This is a genomic window from Geodermatophilus amargosae, from assembly GCF_900116515.1.
Lineage (GTDB): Bacteria > Actinomycetota > Actinomycetes > Mycobacteriales > Geodermatophilaceae > Geodermatophilus > Geodermatophilus amargosae.
Genome location: NZ_FPBA01000003.1, coordinates 278,358 through 300,571, shown reverse-complemented (window position 1 = coordinate 300,571; position 22,214 = coordinate 278,358). Strand labels below are relative to the sequence as shown.

Sequence of the window (22,214 nt, the reverse complement as noted above, 5' to 3'; positions counted from 1 at the left end):
GGGCCGGACGAGGACGGTGCACCGTGGGCGCTTCCCGGACTGTCGACGTCGATCCCGGCAACGCCGGGCAGCTGGGCGCCTGGGACGGCGCGCAGGGCGCCTTCTGGGCCGCGCAGGCCGACCGGTTCGACCGGGCGGTGGCCCGCTACGACGCCGCGTTCCTCGCCGCCGCGCGGCTGCGCCCGGGCGACCGGGTCCTCGACGTCGGCTGCGGCACCGGCGCCACCACCCGCGCGGCCGGCCGGGTCACCGGGTCGGCGCTCGGGGTGGACCTGTCCTCGGCGATGCTCGAGGTGGCCCGGCAGCGCGCCGCCGCGGAGGGCCTCGACGGCGTCCGCTTCGAGCAGGCCGACGCGCAGGTCGCGCCCTTCCCGGCGGAGGGGTTCGACGTCGCCGTCAGCCGCACCGGCGCGATGTTCTTCGCCGACCCCGTCGCCGCGCTGGCCAACGTCGGCCGCGCGCTGGTGCCCGGCGGCCGGCTGGTCCTGCTCGTGTGGCGGGCGCTGGAGGAGAACGAGTGGATGTCCGAGGTCCTCGGGGCCCTGTCCGCCGGGCGGCCGCTGCCCGTCCCGCCGCCCGGGGCACCCGGCCCGTTCTCCCTCGCCGACCCCGGCCGCGTGCGGGAGGTGCTGACCGCGGCAGGTCACCGTCAGGTGGAGGTCGAGGGTCTGGCCGAGCCGGAGTGGTTCGGCGCCGACCCCGACGACGCCCTGACCTTCGTGCTCGGCTTCGCCGGCTGGCTGCTCGACGGGCTCGACGACGACGCCCGGGCCTCCGCCGTGGCCGACCTGAGGCGGCGGATCGAGGCGCACGCCGGTCCCGGCGGCGTCGAGTTCGGCTCCGCCGCCTGGCTGGTCACCGCCCGCCGCTGATCCCGTCGGTCGAGCGCGTGCGCGCGACGCCGGGGCGCGACTACCGCGGGACGGCGTTGTACGCGGCGACGGTCGCCTCGCGGACGGCGGTGGCCAGTGGACGCAGCGCCTCGTCGCGGGCGGCGGCCTGGGAGTGGGTGACCGCACCGCCGGGGGCGTCGGTGAGCGCCAGGTCGAGGACCCTCGCCAGCCGCTGCGCCCGGGCCAGCACCGAGAGCGCCAGCGGTTCGGTGTCCGGCGGCAGGCCCGGTGCACGGGCGGTCCCGAGCCCGGCCAGCAACGCCGGCACCTCGGGGTTCCAGCGGGCCAGGTCCAGCGCCGCGAGCGTGCGCGCGGCGTCGCCGACGGCGAGGTCCAGCGCTCCGGACACCTGGCGCAGCGAGTCCTCGACCGGCGGCGGCGCCGGCGGCAGGCCGGTGAGGTCGACCGCCGTCCACGCGGTGACCTCGGGGCCGAGGTCCTCGGGCACCAGGGCGACGGCGTCGCCGACCGCGGCCTGGCCCGCCTCGAGCGCCAGCGCGGCCAGGCCCGGCGCGCGCGGCAGCCCCCGGACGTCGCCCGGCGCCGGCAGCACCAGCCGCAGCCGCTGCTCACCCAGGCCGCGCAGCGCGGTCAGCGCCCAGCCGAGCGGAACGGCGTCGGAGGTGCCGGGCAGGCCCGTGACGCGGTGCGCGCGGTCGTCGCTGAGCGCGTCGAGCGCGGCGTCGTAGGAGGTGCGGCCGGACAGCCACGCGGTGGCCCAGACGGCGAACCGGCCGGCGGGGAGGTCGTGGAGCACCCAGCGAGGCTACGTCGGCCCCCGCGGCGGCGCCGGTGTCTGGGAGACTGCGGGGCATGGCTGCGTGGGTGTTCTGGCTCGTCGCCTCCGGCCTCTTCGTCGCCGGTGAGATCGCCAGCCTCGACCTCGTCCTGCTGATGTTCGCCGGTGGTGCGCTGGGCGGGGCGGTGGTGGCGCTCGCCGGGGGCTCGTTCGCCTTCCAGATCGTGGCCTTCATCGCCGTCTCGGTGTTCCTCGTGGCCAGCGTCCGGCCGGCGGCGAAGGCGCACCTGGAGAACCGGACGCCGCGGCACCTCGACGGCGTCCAGGCGCTGATCGGCCGCACCGCCACCGTGACCCGCGAGGTCGGTCGTTCCAATGGCCGCATCCGGGTCGGCGCCGACGAGTGGAGCGCGCGCACCGAGTACGGCGACGACAGCTTCGCCGTCGGCAGCACCGTGCGCATCCTCCAGGTCGACGGCGCCACGGCCGTCGTCGGCGAGGCGCTCGAGCTCTGATCTCCCCGCGTCTCGGGGCGTGGCCCGGGGTGCCGTCCGGGTGGAAGATCACAGCGGGACCCGAGCCGAGGAGCACCACCGTGACACCTGCCCTGATCGCGCTGATCGTCGTCGCCCTGCTGGTGGTGGTCGTCGTCGCGAGGAGCGTGACGATCGTGCCGCAGGCCCAGGCCAAGGTGGTGGAGCGGCTCGGTCGTTACAGCCGCACACTCTCCCCGGGCCTGTCGCTGCTGGTGCCTTTCGTCGACCGGGTGCGGGCGACGGTCGACCTCCGCGAGCAGGTCATCTCGTTCCCGCCGCAGCCGGTGATCACCGCCGACAACCTGCAGGTCGGCATCGACACCGTGGTCTACTTCCAGGTCACCGACCCGCGGCTGGCGGTGTACGGCATCGCCAACTACATCACCGGCATGGAGCAGCTGACCACGACGACGCTGCGCAACGTCGTCGGCGGGCTCAACCTCGAGCAGTCGCTGACCGGCCGCGACGGCATCAACAGCCAACTGCGCGAGGTGCTCGACGGCACCACCGGGCCGTGGGGCCTGCGCGTGGCGCGGGTGGAGATCAAGGCGATCGAGCCGCCGCCGTCGATCCGCGACTCGATGGAGAAGCAGCTGCGCGCCGACCGCGACAAGCGCGCCACCATCCTCACCGCCGAGGGCCAGCGGCAGGCCGCGATCACCTCGGCGGAGGGCGAGAAGGCCTCGGCGATCCTGTCGGCGGAGGGCCGTAAGCAGGCGGCCATCCTCGAGGCGGAGGCCGAGCGGCAGAGCCGCATCCTGCGCGCCGAGGGTGAGCGGGCGGCGCTGTTCCTCCAGGCGCAGGGGCAGGCCAAGTCGATCGAGACGGTCTTCCAGGCCATCCACGACGGTCGGCCCGACCAGGGGCTGCTGGCCTACCAGTACCTGCAGACGCTGCCGAAGATCGCGCAGGGCGACGCCAACAAGATGTGGATCGTCCCGAGCGAGTTCAGCAAGGCCCTCGAGGGGCTCGGCCGGCTCGGCGGCGCCGACGGCGAGCGGTCCTTCCTCGACGTCCCGACGCCGGCCGACGGCGCTGCGCCGGCGCGGCCGATCGACACCAGCGACTGGTTCGAGTCGCAGCTGCCGCCGGCGGCCGCGCAGCCCGAGGCGAAGATCGAGCTGCGCAGCATCACCGACGACGAGCCGCCGCTGCCGATCGCCCCGCCCCTGTCCCAGGTGGCCGCCGAGCTGCAGCAGCAGAACGGGCTCACGCCATGACGTCGCGGTCCTACCGGACCGCACCGCGGCCAGGTGCCGTCCCCGGTCCGCGCTGAGCCGCTGCGTGCCCCGCGTCGGGAGGCCTCCGGCCCCCGCGCCGCGGACCACACCGGACCGCGTCAGACCCGCCCGCGGTGCCCGCCGGCAGTCCGACGGGATGCTCAGTCCTTGAGCAGGCCCTCGCGGAGCTTGGCCAGCGTCTGGCTGAGGAGCCGGGACACGTGCATCTGGGAGATGCCGATGTCGGCGGCGATCTGCGACTGGGTCATGTTCCCGAAGAACCGCAGGATGAGGATGCGGCGCTCGCGGGCCGGGATCGTGGCCAGCAGCGGCTGCAGCGACTCGCGGTACTCCACGCCCTCCAGCGCGGCGTCCTCCTCGCCGAGGGTGGCCGCCAGCGTGGGGGAGTCGTCCTCGCCGGAGAGCCGCTCGTCCAGCGAGCTGCTGCGGTAGGCGTTGGCCACCGCCAGGCCCTCGAGGACCTCCTCGCGCGGGATGCCCAGGTGCTCGGCCAGCTCCGACGGCGTCGGCGCGCGGCCGTTCTTCTGCGCCAGCTCGCCGACGGCAGAGTTCAGCGACAGGTGCAGCTCCTGCAGCCGCCGCGGCACCCGCACCGACCAGCCCTGGTCGCGGAAGTGCCGCTTGATCTCCCCGGTGATCGTGGGGACGGCGAAGGAGAGGAACTCGACGCCGCGGTTGGGGTCGAACCGGTCGATCGCGGCGATCAGCCCGAGCGTGCCGACCTGCAGCAGGTCGTCGAAGGGCTCACCGCGGTTGCTGAACCGGCGGGCGAAGTGCCGGACGAGGGGCAGGTGCTCCTCGACGAGGATCTCGCGCAGCCGCTCGCGCCGCGGGTCGTCCTTCTCCAGCGTCGCGAGCTCGGCGAACAGCGGAGCCGTCCGCTCGGCGCGGCGCCGGTTGTCCGAGATCGGCGGGCTGTCGGCCGCGGGGGCCGGGGTCTCCCCGACCTCGGACTCCGCGACCTCGGGCTCCGCGTCCTCCGACTCGGTGTCCTCGGCGGGGGTGTCCTCGGCCTCCTCGACGTCGGCGTCCACCGCGTCGTCGGCGCTCGCCTCGGCCGGGTCCGGGGTGGTGGGCGAGGGTTCGTCGTGCAGGGCGTCCTCCTCGACGGCCCGGGAGCCGGCTGCCGCCGGCGTCACTTGGCCACCGAGAGATCGCTGCCCGCCGAACCGACGAGCTGCTCCGGCCGCTGGCCGGGCAGGTACTTGTCCATGGAGATGACGGCGACCGCGCTGTCACCGCCGTCGCCGGCGGGGACGTCGCGCTGGGTGGCGGGCCGGCCGTCGACGTTGTCGGCGAGGGTCGCCAGCACCGCCCAGCCGAAGCCGTCGCGGGGGACCTCGGTGCCGTCGGCGGTGGGCACCCACGCGTCGATGTGCAGCCCCGTCCGGGTGGTCTCGAAGACGACGGTCAGCGGCGCGTCGCCGAGGGCGATCGCGGCGAGCGTCGCGCAGGCCTCGTCCACGGCCAGGCGCAGGTCCTCGACCGAGTCGAGGTCGTAGTCCATGCGGATGGCCAGGTCACCGGCCATGGCCCGCACCGCGGGGAGCTGGGTCGGCGTGGTGGGCACGCGCAGTTCCAGTCGTTCGGCGCGCCGCCCGTCCTGGGCGAGGGCACCCCTCGTGTCCGCCATCCGTCGTCCGCTCCTCATCCGTCCGGCCGCGGCGCGATCCCTTCGGGGACCGGACCGCAGCGCCCGACGACCCATCCTGCCCGTCGTCCGGCCCGCGCCGCGCGCGGGGGCGGGCGACGGGACGGGCGAGGGGGGCGAGCCGTGCACCAGCCCCCTCCGGTACCCGACCGGCCGGACTCGTCAAACACCAGGTCACCGTGGCGTTCCCCGCGGTTGCCGGGGTCCGGGCCCTGTGGTCTGTTGGTCCCGCATGAACGCCAGCCAGGGCAGCCTGCCGCCGGGGCCCCGTCCCGCCGAGGACGAGGGCCCGGCTGCGCTGGTCGCCGCCCTCGAGGACGCTCCGTCCGCCCTGTGGTTCGTCGCCGGTCCGGCCCCGCGCACCCTCTGGGCCAACGCCCGCGCCCGCGCGCTCGGTGCCACCCCGGACGACCTGCCCGTCGTCGGCGGCCGGTCGGTCGCCGACGTCGTCGCGGAGGTGCTGCGCACCGGCCGGCCGGAGGTCCTCTCCGGTGTCGTGACCGCGGACGGCCCGCCGGTCACCGTCGCCGTGCGGCCGCTGGCCGCCGGCAGCGCCCCGGGCGCCGTCCTGGTCCTCGAGAGCGGCGAGGACGACTACGCCGCGAGGGGGCCCGGCGGCGCCGGGGACCTCGTGGCGGAGGCGCAGCACTCGCTGCTGCCGCCGTCCCTGCCGCTGCTGCCCGACGTGCGGCTCTCGGGCAGCTACCACCCGGCCACCTCCGGCGACGCCGCCGGCGGTGACTGGTACGACGCCGTCCCGCTCGGGCACGGCCGGCTCGCGCTGGTGATCGCCGACGCCGTCGGCCACGGCGTGCCGGCCGCCGGGGCCATGAGCCGGCTGCGCGGGGCGATGCGCTCGAGCGCGCTGCGCGACCCCGCGCCCGCCGCGGTGATGGCCGCCCTGGACGACTTCGCCGTCCAGATGGAGGACGTCCAGGGCGCCTCCGTCTTCTACGCGGTCCTCGACGCGGCCACCGGCGGCCTGACGTACGCCGCGGCCGGGCACCCGCCGCCGCTGCTGGTGCAGGCCGACGGGGGGACGGCCTACCTCCCGGTCACCGCGCGGCCGCCGCTCGGGACGGTGCGCGGCGCGGCGACGCCGGTGGCCACCGCCCAGCTCGAGCCGGGCGCCACCCTGGTCCTGTTCTCCGACGGCGCGGTCACCGCCTCCGGCCCGCCGCCGTCGGCCGGCCTGAGCCGGCTCACCGCCGTCGCCCGCGCGGCCCTGGTCGACCTCGATGCGCTCGACGGCGAGGCCGCGGCCGGACTGGCCGCCCTGATCGCCGACGGCATGCTCACCGGCGGCGCCCGCCCCGACGACGTCGCCGTCCTCGTCGCGCACCGCCGCGCGCGGTCGGTGGAGCCGCTGCGGCTGGATCTGATCGCGGTGCCGTCCTCGCTGCCGGCGGTCCGCCGCAGGCTCAGCGCCTGGCTCACCGCGCTGGGGATGGGCGAGCAGGACCGCGTGGGCGTGGTGGTCGCGGTGGGGGAGGCGTGCGCGAACGCCGCGGAGCACGCCTACCGCGACACCGAGCCCGGGCCGATGCAGGTGGCCGCCGCGGTCGACGTCGACGGCGTCCTCACCGTCACCGTGCACGACGAGGGCACCTGGCGCCCGCCGGACCGTGACCCCGGCGACCGCGGCCGCGGGCTGCTGATCATGCGCCAGCTCGTCGACGGGATGGTCGTGCGCGGCGAGCACGGCACCACGGTCACGCTGCGCACGCGGCTGCGGCAGACCCCCGACGAGGAGCCCGCGCACCCGGTGGGCGGCTCCGGCGCGACCGTCGTCGTCGACCGCGAGGGCGGCAGCCCGGTGGTGCGCGCCGGCGGGGACGTCGACATGGTCAGCGCCGAGCAGCTGCGCATCCGCCTGCTCGAGGCCAGCCACGGCGGCACCGTCCGCGTGGAGCTCGACCTCACCGAGGTCACGCTGTTCAGCAGCGCGGCGGTCCGGGTCGTGCTGGCCGTCGCCGCGATCGCCGAGGCCGAGGGGTGGCGGCTGGTGGTGCACGCACCCGCCGGTGGCGTCACCCGGCACATCCTCGAGGTCAGCGGCCTGCAGCGGCTGGTCGAGCTGCGCTGAGCCCCGGCGTGCTGAGGAGCGGGGCACCCGCCCGGGCACTTTCCCCGCCGGTCGGGGGCGCCTCCGTTTACCGGACCCGTCCGGTGCACATCCACGGAGCGTGAGACTCCGGCGCAGCAACGTGCACGGGCCCGGCTGGACCCGGCGCCGGGTCGGTCGCGGCTTCTCCTACCGCGACGAGACCGGGCAGCTGATCAAGGACGCCGAGCGGCTGGACCGGATCCGGTCGATCGCGATCCCGCCGGCCTGGAAGGACGTCTGGATCTGCCCGTGGCCCAACGGCCACATCCAGGCCACCGGGCTCGACGCCGCCGGCCGCCGCCAGTACCGCTACCACGACGCCTGGCGTGCCCGGCGCGACGCGGAGAAGCACGAGCGGGTGCTCGCCATCGCCTCCGAGCTGCCCGACGTCCGCGACCAGGTGGCCGCGGCACTGCGCACCCGTGGGCCCAACCGCGAACGGGTGCTCGCCTGCGCTCTGCGGCTGCTGGACCTGGGCACCTTCCGGATCGGCAGCGAGGAGTACGCCGAGGAGAACGGCACCTACGGCCTGGCCACCCTGCGCCGGGAGCACGTCACGGTGCGCGGCGAGCGGACGTTCTTCCGGTACACCGCCAAGGGCGGCATCGAGCGGGAGGTGGAGATCACCGACCGGCCGACGGCGACCGTCGTCCGGCAGCTGCTCGAGCGGCCCGACGACGCCGGCGACGAGCTGCTGGCCTACCGGCTCGAGGACGGCACCTGGCACGACGTGACCAGCGACGAGATCAACGCCTACCTCAAGGAGGTCAGCGGCGCGGAGATCACCGCGAAGGACTTCCGGACCTGGAACGCCACCGTGATGATGGCCGCCACCCTCGCCGAGCAGCCGCCGCCGCGGAGCCGGACGGCGCGGAACAAGACGATCCGGGCGGCCTACGTGCGGGTGTCCGAGCAGCTCGGCAACACCCCGGCGGTCTGCAAGGCCAGCTACGTGGACCCGCGGGTGGTCGACCGCTACGAGCACGGCGAGACCGTCGCCGACGCGCTCGGCGAGGCGGCCGGCGCCGAGGACGACCGCGAGGCGCAGAAGGTGCTCGAGCAGGCGGTCTGCCGGCTACTGTCGGTCTAGCGCGATTCACCCGGTCCCGAGGGGCCGGGAGACGACGCCGAGAGACGACGCCGAGAGACGACGCCGAGAGACGACGCCGAGAGACGACGCCGAGAGACGACGCCGAGAGACGACGCCGAGAGACGACGCCGAAGAGACGCCGCCGAGAGACGACGCCGAAGAGACGCCGCCGAGAGACGACGAGGCCCCGCCGGAGCGGGGCCTCGTCTCGGTGGTGCAGGGGTCAGCGCGCGCTGCTGTCCACGATGGTGAACAGGTCGATCAGACCGGTGACCTCCAGCGGGCGGGTGACCGCCCGGGTGGTGGCGACCAGACGCAGCTCGACGTCGCGGGACTTCGCCGACTTCTGGGTCTCGACCAGCACGGCGAGGCCGGCGGAGCCGAGGAACTGGACGCCGGACAGGTCGATGACCAGCTCGCGGGGCTGCTGCTCGAGCTGGGTGTCCAGCGAGGAGCGCAGCACCGGGGCGGTGAAGGTGTCGACCTCGCCGACGACCGTCACCGTGACCACGCCGTCCTCACCGGTGGAGGTCGAGAGCGTGATCACGTCGTCGAAGGGTGCCTCCGTGCCCTCGGTGGACACGTCGTGCTGCCCCCCGGCGGGCAGGTCGGATGCGGTCACGGACGCAGCTCCTCTCAGTGGCCACGAGTGGTGCGGCCACCGGTCAATCTACCGCCGTGCGCGCCGGGGGTGTCTCGGCCCCCGGATGAGCCGGCTGTGCTGGGAGCACGCCGGAGGCGGTCAGCCGCCCGGCGCGCGCGGCTGCCTGCTCAACCGCATTTACAACGTAGACAACCCGGTCGCTGGACGCCAACCAGCCCGGTCGGTACTCGGCGGGCGGCCACCCGGGCGGGGGAGGTCAGGAGCTGCGGAGCGGCCCGGACCGGGTCAGGTCCCCTCGACGACGTGCATGGCGCTCTCCTCGGGCCCCTCACCGGCGACCGGGGCGTCGGCGAACGCCTCGACGTCGTCGCCGGTGCGGTTGGTGCCCGAGTCGCTGAGCAGGTCGGTGTCCTGGTCCTGGTCGAGCTGGGCGAACGCGCGCGACGGGTCCTCGGCGGGGCGCACGCCGGGGTCGTCGTCGGGGATCTCCTCCTCCAGGCGCTGCGTCAGCGACTCGCCCTCCTGCTGCTCGCGCGCCGTCGTCCCGAACGCGACGGTCTCGTGGGTCTCCCGGTCACCCGGCTCGGGGGCGAACTGCGGGTCCTCGGAGCGCTGCATGGTCGGGAAGTCGTCCTGCGAGGTGTCCGGGATGCCGTCGTCCTCGGGGAACACGTCGCGGGCGGTCTGGCCCTGCGAGCCCGGTGCCCCGCCCTCGCGGACGCCGGTCAGGCCGCGCTCGTCGTCGGGGAACTCGCTGTCGTTCTGCGCGGAGTGGATCGCCCCGCTGTCGTTCGGGCCCGGCTCGGTCATGGGGTTCCTCTCTCTCGGGCCACCGGGCGGGTGCCCCCGGCGGCGGACTGCTCCTCCGCCTACCCGGGCTCCGGCGTCCCATGCGGGAGCCCGGTGTGCCCGAAGGCGCACGGGTCGCGGCATGGCCGGACGTCCCGACGGGTAGCGCAGCGGCATGGCGATCGCAGACGAGGTGCAGCGGATCGGGGCTCCGGTCCGCCGATGGGCGCAGACCCAGCGACACGAGTACTCGCAGGGCGAGCCCCGTCCCCTCGCCGGTGACCTCGGTGCGATGGGCGTGTACCTCGGTCTGGTGTCGGCCGGCGCCGCGGCGGTGCGCGCATCGGGCCGGGAGCTGCCCGACCGGATCCCGGCCGGGGACGCCGTGCTGCTGGCCGTCGCCACCTTCCGGCTGGCCCGCCGGATCGCCAAGGACCCCGTCACCGCGCCGCTGCGCGCGCCCTTCACGGCCTTCCAGGGCCCCTCCGGGCACGCCGAGGTGGCCGAGGAGGTCCGCGAGCACGGCGGCGTCAAGCACGCGATCGGGGAGCTGCTGACCTGCCCGTTCTGTCTCGCCCAGTGGGTGGCCACCGGACTGGTCTTCGGCTACGCGACGGCGCCGCGGGCGACCCGGTTGGCCGCGTTCACGATGACGCTGGTCGCAGGCAGCGACGTGCTGCAGTTCGTCTACGACGCGATCCAGAACGGCGCGCTGGACCCGTCGCAGGCGGCGGGCGTGGACGCCGCCGGCGAGGACGACGACCAGTCCGGTCGGCACGCCGGGCAGGACTGACAGCAGGACGCCCGCTTCCCCCGGGCGGAGGAGACCGGCAGCCACCGTGCTGCTCAGGGGTCCGGCCCGCACCTATCCTGCGGGCCGGCCGCCCCACGGTCGCGGATCCCGGGGAAGGGGAGTGGACATGCGCTCGATCTGGCGCGGCGCGGTCTCGTTCGGCCTGGTCAGCATCGGGGTGAAGCTCCACACCGCGACCGAGGACAAAGACGTCCGCTTCCACCAGGTGCACGCCGTCGACGGCGGGCGGGTGAAGTACAAGCGGGTCTGCTCGATCGACGGCGAGGAGATCGAGTACGGCGACATCGCCAAGGGCTTCGAGCTGCCCGACGGCCAGCTGGTGATCCTCACCGACGACGACCTCGCCGAGCTGCCGCTGGCCACCCGGCGCGAGATCGAGGTCCTGCAGTTCGTCGACCAGGCCGACATCGACCCCATCCAGTTCGAGAAGACCTACTACCTGGAGCCCGACGGCCCGGCCACGCGCCCGTACGTGCTGCTGCGCGACGCGCTGGAGAACACCGGCCGGGTCGCGATCACCAAGATCGCGCTGCGGCAGCGGGAGTCGCTGGCCGCGATGCGCGTCCGCGACGGCGTCCTGGTGCTGCACACGATGCGCTGGCCCGACGAGATCCGCCGTCCCGACTTCGGCTTCCTCGACGAGGACGTGTCGGTGCGGCCGCAGGAGCTGCAGATGGCCGAGGCGCTGATCACCTCGATGGCCGCCGACTTCGACCCCTCGGAGTTCAGCGACGACTACCGCGAGGCGATGACCTCGCTGCTCGAGGCCAAGCAGACCGGCGGCGAGGTGCAGCCGGTGCCCGAGACCGCCGACCCGGGCGCGTCCGTGGTCGACCTGATGAGCGCGCTGCGGCGCAGCGTGGAGCGGGCCCGCGGCGGCGGCGCCGCACAGGACGACGCCGAGGACGACGCCGGAGAGGACGAGGCGCCCGCGCGCCGCGCGCCGGCGAAGAAGGCCGCCCCGGTCAAGAAGGCGGCTGCGAAGAAGCCGGCGAAGAAGGCCGCGGCCGCCGAGGAGGAGGTGCCGGCCCGCACCACCCGCGCGCGCAAGGTCACGGCGGCCCGGAAGGAGCCGGCCGAGAAGGAGCCGGCCAAGCGCACGTCCCGCCGCAGCGCCTGACCGGTGCCGCGCGCCTCGCTCCCCGAGCCGCCGGTGCCGGCGCCGATGCTCGCCGTCGCCGGCGAGCTGCCGACGGCCGAGGACGACGACACGTGGGGCTACGAGTTCAAGTGGGACGGCGTCCGCGCGCTCGCCGCGGTGCGGGACGGCCGGCTCGGGCTGTGGGCGCGCAGCGGCACCGACCTCACCGACCGTTATCCCGAACTCAACCGCCTGCCGGGGGTCCTGCAGCGTGCCGACGCCGTCCTCGACGGCGAGGTGGTCGCCCTCGACCGGCTGGGCCGTCCGGACTTCGGGCTGCTGCAGAACCGCATGCACCGCACCGGCGGCGCCGACGTGGCCCGGCTCGCGGCCGCCGCGCCGGTGACCTTCCTCGTCTTCGACCTGCTGGTCGACGGCGACCGGGGCCTGCTCGACCTGCCCTACGAGGAGCGGCGCGAGCGGCTCGACGCGCTCGGTCCGGAGGGGCACCGCTGGGTCGCCACCCCCTGGTTCCGCGGCGGCGGTGCCGGCGTCCACGCCGCCAGCCGGGTCAACGGGCTCGAGGGCGTCGTCGCCAAGCGGCTGGACTCGGCGTACCGGCCCGGCGTGCGCTCGCCGGAGTGGCGCAAGGTCAAGCACCTGCGGATGCAGAGCGTCGTCGTCGGCGGGTGGCGTCCGGGCAAGGGGCGGCGGGCCGGGGGAGTGGGTTCGCTGCTGGTCGGCGTCCACGACGACGACGGGCGGCTGGTCTACGCCGGGCACGTGGGCACCGGGTTCACCGACGCCGCGCTGCGCGAGCTCGGCGCCCTGCTCACGCCCCGCCGCGGGACGCCGTTCGCCGGCGACCTCCCGCGTGACGTCGCCCGGGACGCGCGGTGGGCCGAGCCGGACCTCGTCGGCGAGGTCGCCTTCGCCGCGTGGACGGCGGACGGGCGGATGCGCCACCCTGCGTGGCGGGGGCTGCGCGAGGACGTCGACGTCGACGACGTCGTCGTGGAGTGGTCCCCGTGAGGGGGGTGCTGTGAGGTGGGGGACGTGAGCCGCCAGCGCGTGCGCGTCGAGGGCCGGCAGCTGTCGGTGTCCAACCTCGAGAAGGTGCTCTTCCCCGAGGTCTCGTTCACCAAGGCCGCGGTCATCGACTACTACGTGCGGATCGCGCCGGTGCTCCTGCAGCACCTGTCGGGCCGGCCGGTCACCTTCACCCGCTGGCCCGACGGCGTCGAGGGGCAGGCGTTCTACGAGAAGAACAGCGCCCGCCACGCGCCGGACTGGGTGCGGAAGGTGACCGTGCCGAGCCCCGGCAGCTCCAAGGACCGCGAGGTGCTGGAGATGGTCATCCTGGAGACCGTCGCCGACCTCGCGTGGGCGGCCAACCTCGCCGCGCTGGAGCTGCACGTGCCGCAGTGGCAGGTGGGCAGCAAGCTGCAGCCGGCGCTGCCCGACCTGCTCGTCCTGGACCTCGACCCCGGTCCGGACGCCGGCATCCGCGAGTGCTGCGACGTCGCCGAGCGGCTGCGCGTGCGGCTGGCCGAGGACGGACTGGACCCGGTGGTGAAGACGTCGGGATCCAAGGGCATGCAGGTCTACGCGCCGATCCGGGTCACCGACCGCGAGCACCCCAGCCGCTACGCCAAGGTGCTGGCGCAGGAGCTGTCGGCCGAGACGCCCGACCGCGTCGTCTGGCGGATGGAGAAGGTGCTGCGGCCGGGCAAGGTGCTCATCGACTGGAGCCAGAACAACCCGGCCAAGACGACGGTCGCGCCGTACTCGCTGCGCGCCCGCCCCGACGCCCCGGTCTCGACGCCGATCGGGTGGGACGAGGTGGACGCCGTCCGTGGCGGAGCCGACCCGGGCGAGCTGCGCTTCCGCACCGAGGAGGTGCTGGCCCGGGTGGAGGAGTACGGCGACCTGTTCGACGTCGCCGACCGCACCCGCGCCCGCCTGCCCTCCCTCTGACTGGGGAGCCCCGGACGGCGGAGACGGCCGTCCCTGCCACCATGCGAGCGTGTCCGCCGCCCCGCTCGCGCACGACCCCGCCTCCTCCGACCTCGGGCGGCTGGTGGTCCGCTGCCCCGACCGGCCGGGGATCGTCGCGGTGCTCTCCCGGCTGCTGGCCGACGTCGGCGCGAACATCACCGAGTCCCAGCAGCACTCCTCGGACCCGACCGGCGGCGTCTTCACCCTCCGCCTGGAGTTCGTCCTGCCCGGCCTGGCCACCCGCCGCCGTCAGCTCGAGGGCGCGCTGGAGCTGCTCGCGACGCAGTGGGGCCTGACCTGGCGGCTCACCGAGGCCGCGCGCCGGCCCCGGCTGGCGGTGTTCGTGTCGAAGACCGACCACGTGCTGCAGGAGCTGCTCTACCGCGTGCGCGCCGGTGACCTGCGCGCCGACATCACCGCCGTCGTCTCCAACCACCCCGACCTCGAGCCGGTGGCCGCCGCCGCGGGCGTGCCGTTCCACCACGTGCCGGTGACGCCGGAGACCAAGGCGGAGGCCGAGGCGCGGGCCCTGGAGCTGGTCGGTGACGCCGACCTGGTGGTGCTCGCCCGGTACATGCAGATCGTGTCGGCGGACTTCTGCCGCCGCTTCCCCGAGCGGCTGATCAACATCCACCACAGCTTCCTGCCGGCCTTCGTCGGGGCCAACCCCTACCGGGCCGCGCACGACCGCGGCGTCAAGCTGATCGGGGCCACGGCGCACTACGTGACCGCCGACCTCGACGCCGGCCCGATCATCGAGCAGGAGGTGGCCCGGGTGGACCACCGCGCCACCGTGGAGGACATGCGCCGCATCGGCCGCTACGTCGAGCGGCAGGTGCTCGCCCAGGCCGTGACCTGGCACGTGGAGGAGCGGGTCGTCGTCGAGGGCGACCGCACGATCGTCTTCGCCTGACGGGCTCGCCCGGGAATCCGCCGTCTTGATTTGACTCAGTCAAGACAAGCGGGTTGAGTGGGAGCCGATGGAGACGACGTGGGCGCCGCGGCTGCGCGACGCCGGGCTGCGGGTCACGCGTCCCCGGCTCGCCGTCCTCGACGCCCTGGCCGACCATCCGCACGCCGACGCGGACACGCTGGTCATGGTGGCCCGTCAGGCGCACCCCACGATCTCGCCGCAGGCCGTCTACGGCGTGCTCAAGGCGCTGGTCGCCGTCGGCCTGGCCCGCAGGGTCGAGCCCGCCGGCGCACCGGCGCTCTACGAGGTCCGCGTGGGGGACAACCACCACCACCTGGTCTGCCGCTCGTGCGGTGTGGTCGCGGACGTCGACTGCACCGTCGGGGCGGCTCCGTGCCTGACCCCCTCCGACACGGCGGGTTTCGTCGTGGACGAGGCGGAGGTCGTCTTCTGGGGGCTGTGCCGCGAGTGTCGGGCACGGACGCCGGAGCGCGCCGCTCAGGTCCTTCAGCACCGCAATCGAGGAGGAGCACACGCATGACCGACGTCGCATCGCAGGGCCCGGCCGCCAGTGAGGCCGACCGCGCCGTCCTGACCAACCGTCAGGGCCACCCGGTCTACGACAACCAGAACCAGCGGACGGTGGGCGCACGCGGCCCGGCGACGCTGGAGAACTACCAGTTCCTCGAGAAGATCAGCCACTTCGACCGGGAGCGGATCCCCGAGCGCGTGGTCCACGCCCGCGGCGCCACCGCGTTCGGCGTCTTCGTGGCCGACGGCACCGTCGGCGACGAGCCGGTCGCCAAGTACACCCGCGCCAAGCTGTTCCAGGAGAAGGGCAAGGAGACCGAGGTCGCCGTCCGCTTCTCCACCGTCGCCGGCGGCCGGGACTCCTCCGAGGCGGCGCGCGACCCGCGCGGCTTCGCTGTGAAGTTCTACACCGAGGACGGCAACTGGGACCTCGTCGGCAACAACCTGGGCGTCTTCTTCATCCGCGACGCCATCAAGTTCCCCGACTTCATCCACTCGCAGAAGCCCGACCCGGTCACCTTCGAGCGGCAGGTCGCCAACCGGGTGTTCGACTTCGCGTCCCAGACGCCGGAGTCCATCCACATGTTCACGCTGGTCTTCAGCCCCCGCGGGCTGCCGGCGAACTACCGCACGCAGCAGGGCTTCGGCGTCAACACCTACAAGTGGGTCAACGCCGAGGGCGAGACCAAGCTGGTCAAGTACCACTGGCTTCCCCAGCAGGGCGTCAAGTCGATGACGGCGAAGGACGCCGCGGCGGTGCAGGCCAACGAGCTCGGTGCGCACACCAAGGACCTCTACGACGCCATCGGGCGCGGGGACTTCCCGTCCTGGGACCTGCACGTGCAGCTGATGGACGACCACGAGCACCCCGAGCTGGACTTCGACCCGCTCGACGACACCAAGGTGTGGCCGGAGAACGACTTCCCGCTGCGCAAGGTCGGCACCATGACGCTGAACCGGGCGCCGGAGAACTTCTTCCTGGAGAACGAGCAGATCGCCTTCGGCACCGGCGTGCTGGTCGACGGGCTGGACTTCTCCGACGACAAGATGCTGGTCGGCCGGACGTTCTCCTACTCCGACACCCAGCGCTACCGGGTCGGCCCGAACTACCTGCAGCTGCCGGTCAACCAGGCCAAGAACGCGCGGGTCTCCACCAACCAGCGGGACGGCCAGATGGCCTACGCGGTGGACCTGGGCCCGGGGCAGAACCCGCACGTCAACTACGAGCCGTCGATCCTCGGCGGCCTGCGTGAGGCGCAGTACCCCACGCACGACGACCAGGGCCCGGAGATCACCGGCCGGCTGACCCGCAAGCGGATCCCGCGGACCAACGACTACGCGCAGGCCGGCGAGCGCTACCTGCTGTCGGAGCAGTGGGAGAAGGACGACGTGGTCGCCAACTTCGTCGACGCGCTCTCCCAGTGCGACCGCCCGATCCAGGAGCGGATGGTCTGGCACCTGTTCATGGCCGAGGACGAGTTCGGCCAGCGGGTCGGCGAGGGTCTGGGCATCACCGCCGACGACGTCCGGCACCTGCAGCCGCTGCAGACCCAGACGCTCACCGAGGAGGAGCTGCAGCGCGCGGCCGACCTCGGCAAGAACGGCCCGCGGGACGTCACCGGCCTGGTGATGACGCACTGCGTGCCCAACGAGCACGTCGAGGTCACCCTCTGACCGGGGACTGACCTCCAGCACGACGCGGCGGGCCGCGACCGGGATCCCCGGTCGCGGCCCGTCGCCGTGTGCCGGGGTCGCCCCTTCCGCTGGTCGGGAGCCGAGTGGGCGACGGTGCCGGGTCCTCCTACCGTCGGACGACCCCGCACCTGCCTCACCGTGGAGGACCGCGATGAGCACCACGCCCGTGCGCCCCACCCCGTCCGGGACGGCGGCCCGCGCCGCCGGCTGGGTGGCCCCGCTCTGCTGGGTCGCCGTGCTGCTCGACGGCTTCGACCTCGTCGTCGTCGGCACCGTGGTGCCCACGCTGACCCAGCCGGAGGAGTTCGGGCTCACCGGCACCGGCGCCACCGCGGTCATCACCATCGGCCTGGTCGGGATGATGATCGGCGCGCTGACCATCGGCACGCTCACCGACGTCGTCGGCCGGCGCAAGGCGCTCATCGGCGCGGTGGTCTCGTTCTCGCTGTTCACCCTGCTGTGCGCGTTCGCGCCGAACGCGGTCGTCTTCGGCCTGCTGCGCTTCCTCGCCGGGCTGGGCCTCGGCGGCTGTCTGCCCACCGCGATCGCGATGGTCAACGAGTTCAGCCGGTCCGGGCGCAGCGGCCGCGCGACGACGACGATCATGACCGGCTACCACGTGGGCGCCGTGGCCACCGCGGCCCTCGCCATCGTCGTCATCCCGTCGCTGGGCTGGCGGTGGATGTTCGTCATCGGCGCCGCGCCTGCGCTCGTGCTCGTGCCGCTGATGGTCGCGAAGCTGCCGGAGTCGGCGTCCTACCTGCTGGCCGCCGGCCGCCGCGCGGAGGCGGAGGAGGTGGCCCGGCGGCACGGTCTCCAACTCGAGGACCCGGCCGCCCCCGGGACGCCGCAGGCCGCCGGGGCGGGAGCGGGCGCCGCGGCGACGGTGCGCTCGCTGTTCACCGGCGGGTACGCCCGCAACACCCTGGCCATCGGCGCCACGTCGTTCATGGGCCTGCTGCTGGTGTACGGCCTGAACAACTGGCTGCCGACGATCATGCGCGAGGCCGGGTACGACCTCGGGAACGCGCTGGCCTTCCTGCTGGTGCTCAACGTCGGCGCGATCGTCGGCCTGCTCGTCGCCGGCACCGTCGCCGACCGCGTCGGTGCCCGCACCGCGGGGATGATCTGGTTCGCCAGCGGAGCGGTGTTCCTGGCCCTGCTGTCCCTGCGGCTGCCCACCGCGGGCCTCTACGTCATGTGCTTCCTGACCGGCTGCTTCGTGTTCTCGGCGCAGGTGCTCGTCTACGCGTTCACCAGTGCCAACCACCCGCCGCAGGTGCGCGCGACGGCGCTCGGCTGGTCGGCCGGCGCCGGCCGGATCGGCGCCATCGTCGGGCCGGTCATCACCGGTGCCCTGGTGACGGCGGGCATCGCCTTCCCGTGGGGCTTCTACGTGTTCGCCGTCGTCGGTGCCTTGGGCGCGGTCGCCCTGAGCGTCACACGGGCCGTCCGCACCGTGCGGTGACAACGCGGTCTGCGACATCGCGGTCCTCCGGACCGCACCGCGGCCAGGTGCCGTCCCCCTGATCGCGGAGTCCGCGCCGTCGTCCCTGCGCGGACCCCTCCGGGGCAAGCCCGGGACGCCGTCACTCCCGGCGGCGGTCCTGCTCGGCGAGGAACCGCTCGAACTCCGCGCCGAGCTCGTCGCCGCTGGGGACCTCACCGACGTCGCCGAGCAGGTCGCTGCCCTCGCGCGCGGCGGTGAACTGGTCGTACTGCTGCTCCAGCGCGGCGACCACGGCGGTGTTGTCGGCGGACCGGGCGATCTGCTCGTCGACCTCGGTGCGGTGCTGCTGCGCGGCCTCCCGCAGCGTCTCGGTGGGCAGCAGCAGCCCGGTGAGCCGGCTGAGGTGCTCGAGCAGGGTGAGCGTCGCGGCCGGGTAGGTGGCCTGGCCCAGGTAGTGCGGCACGTGCGCGGCGACGCCGAGGGCGTCGACGCCGGCCTCGCCGAGCCGCAGCTCCAGCAGCGCCGGCGCGCTGCCCGGGATGCGCAGCTCGCCCCAGTACACGGGGTAGGACTCGATCAGCTGCCGGCGTGTGGCGTGCGCGGTGACGGTGACCGGCCGGGTGTGCGGCACCGGCATCGGGATGGCCTGCAGCGCCACGACCGAGGTCACGCCGAGCCGCTCGACCAGCCCGGCGACGGCGGCGACGAAGGCCTCCCACCGGTAGTCCGGCTCGGGGCCACTCAGCACCAGGAACGGCTCGCCGGCATCGTCCTCGAGCGCGGACAGCACGATCTCGGGCGCGGCGAAGTCCTCGTAGCGGTCGCCGTTGAACGACATCCGGGGACGGCGGGCGCGGTAGTCGACCAGCTGGTCGGCGTCGAAGCGGGCGACCGTGCGGTGCGGGAGCGAGGCCAGCAGGTGGGCGGCGCCCAGGGCGGCGGAGGAGGCGGCGTCGAAGTCACCCGAGAGGGCGTGCACGAGCACCAGGCCGCGCCGCTCGGCGCCTCCGGACACCGCCTGCTCGGCGGCGAGGAAGGGATCGGCCTCGGGGGTGAGCTCGACGAGCTCCTCCGGTCGCTGCGCCACGGTGGGCCTCCTGCTGCTCAGACGTCACCGTGAGCAGCGACGGGAGGCCCGCCGGCATTCCCGCCGGGTCAGCCGGGCGTGCCCGGTGCGCGGGTGAGGACGGCGCCCTCGTCGTCCCCGGTGACCTGGGTGTGCGTGCCGTCGCCGGCCACCTCGGGATGCCGGCCGTCGAAGACGTCGCGCCCGTACCGGTAGATGACGGCGATCAGGGCGGCGACGGGGACGCTGAGGAAGGCGCCGACGATCCCGGCCAGGCTGCTGCCCGCCGTGACGGCGAGGATGACCACCGCGGCGTGCAGGTTGAACCCGCGGCCCTGGATGATCGGCTGCAGGACGTTGCCCTCGATCTGCTGCACCAGCAGCACGATGCCGAAGATGATCAGCGCGACGGTGAAGCCCTCGTCGACCAGCGCGATCAGCACGGCGAAGGCGCCGGCCACGAACGCGCCGATGATCGGGATGAACGCGCCGAAGAAGGTCAGCACGGCCAGCGGGATGACCAGGGGAACGTCGAAGATCCACAGCCCGACGCCGATGAACAGGGCGTCGACGAAGCCGACCAGCGCCTGCTGCTTGATGAACTCCGACAGCGTGCTCCACGTCTTCTGCGACAGCGCGGCCACGTGCGGCGCGGCCTCCGGGCCGGTCTGCGCGGCCAGCCACGGCACCCAGCGGGGCCCGTCCTTGATGAAGAAGAAGGCCAGCAGCAGCGCCAGCACCAGGTTGAGCAGGCCGTTGCCGACGGCGGTGGCGCCGGTCGCGGCGTAGCTCGCGATGTTGGACGCGTTGGACTGCACCGAGTCGATGGCCTGGTCGACGTACTGGCCGATCTGCTCCTCGTCGATGTTGAACGGCGGGCCCTGCAGCCACTGCTGGACCTGCTCCAGACCGTCGGCAGCCTGGTCGGCCAGCTCGGTCACCTGGTCGGCCACCTGGGGTGCGATGACCGCGATCAGGCCGCCGATGAGGCCGAGGAACGCCAGCAGCACGACCGCGGCGGCCAGGGCCGGCGGCCAGCCGTGCCGGCGGAGGAACCGGGTCGGCGGCCACAGCACGGTGGCGAACAGCAGGCCGAGGATGACCGGCAGCAGGACGACCCAGAGCTTCCCGAACACCCAGCCGATCACGACCAGGGCAGCGCTGATGAGCAGCAGCTGGGCGGAGGCGATGGCCAGCGTGCGGGCGGCCGAGCGGGCCCGCTCGCCGCGCCGCCAGCCCGGGGCCGGGGCGACGGTGGCGTCGTGGTCGGCGGCGCGGGGGTCGCCGGCACCCCCCTCGCCGGTGAGCGTGGGAGCCGGTGCGCCGTCGGTGGCCGGCGGCGGTCCGGTGCCGGCGTGCGCCGCCGGGCGGGGGCCGGCCGCGGCGCTGCTGCCGGCCGGGACACGGGGGGCGGCGGGTGCGCCGCCGCCCGCCGGGACGTCGTCCCGGCGTCCGGGCAGGCGGAACCTCATGCCGCCATCGCACCACGGATCACGGCTCTCCACCGTCCGGAGGCGAGAACGTCCGGGTCAGACGCCCGTCGGCGGGGTAGGGCGCCGGAGCCGGGGACCCCGCCCCGGCCCGACCAGGAGGTCCCGACATGCCCGAGGTCCCGCAGCCGGTCACCGACAACAGCGTCAAGGTGCGTCAGCTGTCGCACTACCAGTTCAGCTGGGTCGCCGGCGAGCCCGGCAAGCCCGGCACGTACACCCTGCAGCTCGTGCTCGACCAGGGGGCGTGGGAGGAGGTCCTCACACTCGACCCGGACGACGCCGACAACCTGCAGGACCTGCTCACCAACACCGAGACGGTGCACTACGACGTCGAGCGCCGGGTGTTGATGTTCGGCGTGATGAAGACCGGCTCCTGACCGTCGGTACGGCCCCGGCGCCCGGTGCACGGGGGCGCCGCTAGCGTCGGGGCCGTGCCCAGGACCGCCAGAGCCGACCGGGTCGAGCGCGCCGAGCTGCTCGACTTCCTCCGCCCCCGTCACCGCGCGGTGCTGCTCACCCGCCGCCGCGAGGGCGGGGCACAGCTGTCGCCGGTGACCTACGGCGTCGACGCCGAGGGACGGGTCGTCGTCTCCACCTATCCGCAGCGCGCCAAGGTGCGCAACGCCCGCCGCGACCCCGCCGTCTCGCTGTGCGTCCTGTCCGACGAGTTCGACGACGCGTGGGTGCAGGTGGACGGCCGCGCCGAGGTGCTCGACCTCCCCGAGGCGCTGGAGCCGCTGGTGGAGTACTACCGGTCGATCAGCGGCGAGCACCCCGACTGGGACGAGTACCGCGCCGCGATGGCCCGGCAGGGCAAGTCGCTGCTGAGGATCACGATCGACGGCTGGGGCCCGGTGGCCACCGGCGGCTTCCCGCCGGAGCCGACACAGGCCTGAGCGGCACGCCGGGCAAGCCCAGGAGCTTGCACCCGGCCCGGCCGGCGGCCACGCTGCGCGCGTGTCCCTGGCCGTCGCCTGCGCTCCGCTGGCCGCGGGCGCACCCGCGGGAGGCCCGCCGGCGGCGCTCGGGTCCCTGGCGCGGCCGGTCGGAGAGGCCTGGGTGGCCGTCGTCGACGACGCGGCCGTGGACGCCGTCGTCGCGCTGGTGCGGGAGGGCGGCCGGCGGATCGGGGTGGGCGCGGCCCCGCCCGGTCCCGGCGACGGGCCGGTGACGCTGGCGGCGCGCCGTGCGCTGGAGGCCGCCCGGCGCCGTCCGGCCCGGCTGGCGGTGCGTGGGACCGACCCCGTGGCCGCCGCCGACGCCCAGGCCGTGCTCACCGCCCTCGCCCTCCTGCTCGCCCGGCGCAGCGCCGCGGCGTGGGCGGCCGTCGACCTGCTCGCCGGCGGCGCCACGCGGGCGGCTGCCGCGGCCGCGCTCGGCGTCTCGCGGCAGGCGGTCGCCCAGCGGCTGGCCGCGGCGTCCTGGGACCTCGAGTTCGAGCTGCGGCCCACGGCGGCCCGGCTGCTCGACCGCGCCGCCGGCCGGCCGCCCGGTTAGGGGACACCGCCGCGCGCCGTGATCAC

General features: G+C 74.6%; 23 protein-coding genes. 16 read left to right on the top strand and 7 right to left on the bottom strand.

The features are described 5' to 3' along the window. Positions 1-23 precede the first annotated feature (23 nt). Entirely contained in the window at positions 24-872 is an 849-nt protein-coding gene (locus BM414_RS06670) for a class I SAM-dependent methyltransferase (protein WP_093578637.1), read from the top strand. Positions 873-912: 40 nt separating this feature from the next. Here BM414_RS06670 and BM414_RS06665 read toward each other — a convergent pair whose 3' ends face one another. Continuing rightward, complete coding sequence (locus tag BM414_RS06665) at positions 913-1,650, bottom strand: hypothetical protein (protein WP_093578636.1); 738 nt, start codon at positions 1,648-1,650, stop codon at positions 913-915. Between the two features lie 56 nt (positions 1,651-1,706). Between BM414_RS06665 and BM414_RS06660 the strand changes: the two genes are divergently transcribed. Together BM414_RS06660 and BM414_RS06655 are read left to right on the top strand one after the other, a co-directional pair. After that, complete coding sequence (locus tag BM414_RS06660; protein ID WP_093578635.1) at positions 1,707-2,147, top strand: NfeD family protein; 441 nt, start codon at positions 1,707-1,709, stop codon at positions 2,145-2,147. Positions 2,148-2,227: 80 nt separating this feature from the next. Continuing rightward, positions 2,228-3,388, top strand: a complete 1,161-nt coding sequence (locus tag BM414_RS06655) for an SPFH domain-containing protein (RefSeq protein WP_093578634.1) — start codon at positions 2,228-2,230, stop codon at positions 3,386-3,388. Between the two features lie 161 nt (positions 3,389-3,549). Here BM414_RS06655 and BM414_RS06650 read toward each other — a convergent pair whose 3' ends face one another. After that, positions 3,550-4,548 carry an RNA polymerase sigma factor SigF gene (locus BM414_RS06650; protein ID WP_093578633.1) on the bottom strand — a complete coding sequence of 333 codons (999 nt, stop codon included), beginning with the start codon at positions 4,546-4,548 and terminating at the stop codon, positions 3,550-3,552. Continuing rightward, complete coding sequence (locus BM414_RS06645) at positions 4,545-5,042, bottom strand: ATP-binding protein (RefSeq protein ID WP_093578632.1); 498 nt, start codon at positions 5,040-5,042, stop codon at positions 4,545-4,547. The genes BM414_RS06650 and BM414_RS06645 overlap by 4 nt, the downstream gene beginning before the upstream one ends. A 250-nt stretch (positions 5,043-5,292) precedes the next feature. Here BM414_RS06645 and BM414_RS06640 point away from each other — a divergent pair, with 250 nt between their 5' ends. Together BM414_RS06640 and BM414_RS06635 are read left to right on the top strand one after the other, a co-directional pair. Then, the gene (locus BM414_RS06640) at positions 5,293-7,146 is read left to right on the top strand and encodes a SpoIIE family protein phosphatase (protein WP_093578631.1); all 1,854 of its coding nucleotides are present in this window, start codon (positions 5,293-5,295) and stop codon (positions 7,144-7,146) included. A gap of 100 nt (positions 7,147-7,246) precedes the next feature. Beyond that, positions 7,247-8,257 (top strand): DNA topoisomerase IB, encoded by a 1,011-nt coding sequence (locus tag BM414_RS06635; protein ID WP_245784534.1) that lies wholly within the window; start codon positions 7,247-7,249, stop codon positions 8,255-8,257. A 223-nt stretch (positions 8,258-8,480) separates the two neighbouring features. On the opposite strand, the gene BM414_RS06630 is transcribed toward BM414_RS06635, so the two are convergent. Together BM414_RS06630 and BM414_RS06625 are read right to left on the bottom strand one after the other, a co-directional pair. Further along, a complete protein-coding gene (locus BM414_RS06630; RefSeq protein ID WP_093578629.1) occupies positions 8,481-8,879 on the bottom strand; it encodes an STAS domain-containing protein in 399 nt (132 codons plus the stop codon). A 267-nt stretch (positions 8,880-9,146) separates the two neighbouring features. After that, positions 9,147-9,671, bottom strand: a complete 525-nt coding sequence (locus tag BM414_RS06625; protein ID WP_093578628.1) for a hypothetical protein — start codon at positions 9,669-9,671, stop codon at positions 9,147-9,149. Between the two features lie 154 nt (positions 9,672-9,825). On the opposite strand from BM414_RS06625, the gene BM414_RS06620 reads away from it, so the two are divergent. The 8 genes from BM414_RS06620 to BM414_RS06585 all read left to right on the top strand — a co-directional run bounded on the left by BM414_RS06620 (position 9,826) and on the right by BM414_RS06585 (position 18,150). Continuing rightward, positions 9,826-10,443, top strand: coding sequence for a DUF1360 domain-containing protein (locus BM414_RS06620; RefSeq protein WP_093578627.1), 618 nt, complete (start codon positions 9,826-9,828; stop codon positions 10,441-10,443). Between the two features lie 127 nt (positions 10,444-10,570). Beyond that, positions 10,571-11,584, top strand: coding sequence for a non-homologous end joining protein Ku (gene ku, locus BM414_RS06615; RefSeq protein WP_093578626.1), 1,014 nt, complete (start codon positions 10,571-10,573; stop codon positions 11,582-11,584). Positions 11,585-11,587: 3 nt separating this feature from the next. Then, positions 11,588-12,577, top strand: a complete 990-nt coding sequence (ligD, locus tag BM414_RS06610; RefSeq protein ID WP_245784533.1) for a non-homologous end-joining DNA ligase — start codon at positions 11,588-11,590, stop codon at positions 12,575-12,577. Positions 12,578-12,601: 24 nt separating this feature from the next. After that, on the top strand, positions 12,602-13,522 hold the full coding sequence (ligD, locus tag BM414_RS06605; protein WP_175551453.1) for a non-homologous end-joining DNA ligase: 921 nt from the start codon (positions 12,602-12,604) through the stop codon (positions 13,520-13,522). Between the two features lie 49 nt (positions 13,523-13,571). Then, positions 13,572-14,456, top strand: coding sequence for a formyltetrahydrofolate deformylase (gene purU / locus BM414_RS06600; RefSeq protein ID WP_093578625.1), 885 nt, complete (start codon positions 13,572-13,574; stop codon positions 14,454-14,456). 67 nt (positions 14,457-14,523) lie between these two features. Continuing rightward, positions 14,524-14,997 carry a Fur family transcriptional regulator gene (locus BM414_RS06595; protein WP_093578624.1) on the top strand — a complete coding sequence of 158 codons (474 nt, stop codon included), beginning with the start codon at positions 14,524-14,526 and terminating at the stop codon, positions 14,995-14,997. Beyond that, entirely contained in the window at positions 14,994-16,661 is a 1,668-nt protein-coding gene (locus BM414_RS06590) for a catalase (RefSeq protein ID WP_093578623.1), read from the top strand. Before BM414_RS06595 ends, BM414_RS06590 begins: the two co-directional genes overlap by 4 nt. A gap of 172 nt (positions 16,662-16,833) precedes the next feature. Continuing rightward, a complete protein-coding gene (locus BM414_RS06585) occupies positions 16,834-18,150 on the top strand; it encodes an MFS transporter (RefSeq protein ID WP_093578622.1) in 1,317 nt (438 codons plus the stop codon). 121 nt (positions 18,151-18,271) lie between these two features. Here BM414_RS06585 and BM414_RS06580 read toward each other — a convergent pair whose 3' ends face one another. Beyond that, positions 18,272-19,219, bottom strand: a complete 948-nt coding sequence (locus BM414_RS06580; protein ID WP_093578621.1) for a proteasome assembly chaperone family protein — start codon at positions 19,217-19,219, stop codon at positions 18,272-18,274. A gap of 68 nt (positions 19,220-19,287) precedes the next feature. After that, positions 19,288-20,670, bottom strand: coding sequence for an AI-2E family transporter (locus BM414_RS06575; RefSeq protein WP_217644575.1), 1,383 nt, complete (start codon positions 20,668-20,670; stop codon positions 19,288-19,290). A 128-nt stretch (positions 20,671-20,798) separates the two neighbouring features. Between BM414_RS06575 and BM414_RS06570 the strand changes: the two genes are divergently transcribed. From BM414_RS06570 to BM414_RS06560, 3 genes are all read left to right on the top strand, one after another. Continuing rightward, positions 20,799-21,068, top strand: coding sequence for a hypothetical protein (locus BM414_RS06570; RefSeq protein ID WP_093578620.1), 270 nt, complete (start codon positions 20,799-20,801; stop codon positions 21,066-21,068). 54 nt (positions 21,069-21,122) lie between these two features. Further along, entirely contained in the window at positions 21,123-21,587 is a 465-nt protein-coding gene (locus BM414_RS06565) for a PPOX class F420-dependent oxidoreductase (RefSeq protein WP_093578619.1), read from the top strand. 61 nt (positions 21,588-21,648) lie between these two features. Continuing rightward, positions 21,649-22,188 carry a hypothetical protein gene (locus BM414_RS06560; protein WP_093578618.1) on the top strand — a complete coding sequence of 180 codons (540 nt, stop codon included), beginning with the start codon at positions 21,649-21,651 and terminating at the stop codon, positions 22,186-22,188. Positions 22,189-22,214 lie beyond the last annotated feature (26 nt).

Excerpts from the sequence above, each read along its gene's own strand:
- BM414_RS06660 (WP_093578635.1), top strand. The coding sequence starts at position 1,707 with ATGGCTGCGTGGGTGTTCTGGCTCGTCGCCTCCGGCCTCTTCGTCGCC.
- BM414_RS06590 (WP_093578623.1), top strand. The coding sequence starts at position 14,994 with ATGACCGACGTCGCATCGCAGGGCCCGGCCGCCAGTGAGGCCGACCGC.
- BM414_RS06640 (WP_093578631.1), top strand. The coding sequence starts at position 5,293 with ATGAACGCCAGCCAGGGCAGCCTGCCGCCGGGGCCCCGTCCCGCCGAG.
- BM414_RS06585 (WP_093578622.1), top strand. The coding sequence starts at position 16,834 with ATGAGCACCACGCCCGTGCGCCCCACCCCGTCCGGGACGGCGGCCCGC.
- BM414_RS06595 (WP_093578624.1), top strand. The coding sequence starts at position 14,524 with ATGGAGACGACGTGGGCGCCGCGGCTGCGCGACGCCGGGCTGCGGGTC.
- BM414_RS06575 (WP_217644575.1), bottom strand. The coding sequence starts at position 20,670 with ATGAGGTTCCGCCTGCCCGGACGCCGGGACGACGTCCCGGCGGGCGGC.
- ku (WP_093578626.1), top strand. The coding sequence starts at position 10,571 with ATGCGCTCGATCTGGCGCGGCGCGGTCTCGTTCGGCCTGGTCAGCATC.
- BM414_RS06620 (WP_093578627.1), top strand. The coding sequence starts at position 9,826 with ATGGCGATCGCAGACGAGGTGCAGCGGATCGGGGCTCCGGTCCGCCGA.
- BM414_RS06625 (WP_093578628.1), bottom strand. The coding sequence starts at position 9,671 with ATGACCGAGCCGGGCCCGAACGACAGCGGGGCGATCCACTCCGCGCAG.
- BM414_RS06645 (WP_093578632.1), bottom strand. The coding sequence starts at position 5,042 with ATGGCGGACACGAGGGGTGCCCTCGCCCAGGACGGGCGGCGCGCCGAA.
- BM414_RS06570 (WP_093578620.1), top strand. The coding sequence starts at position 20,799 with ATGCCCGAGGTCCCGCAGCCGGTCACCGACAACAGCGTCAAGGTGCGT.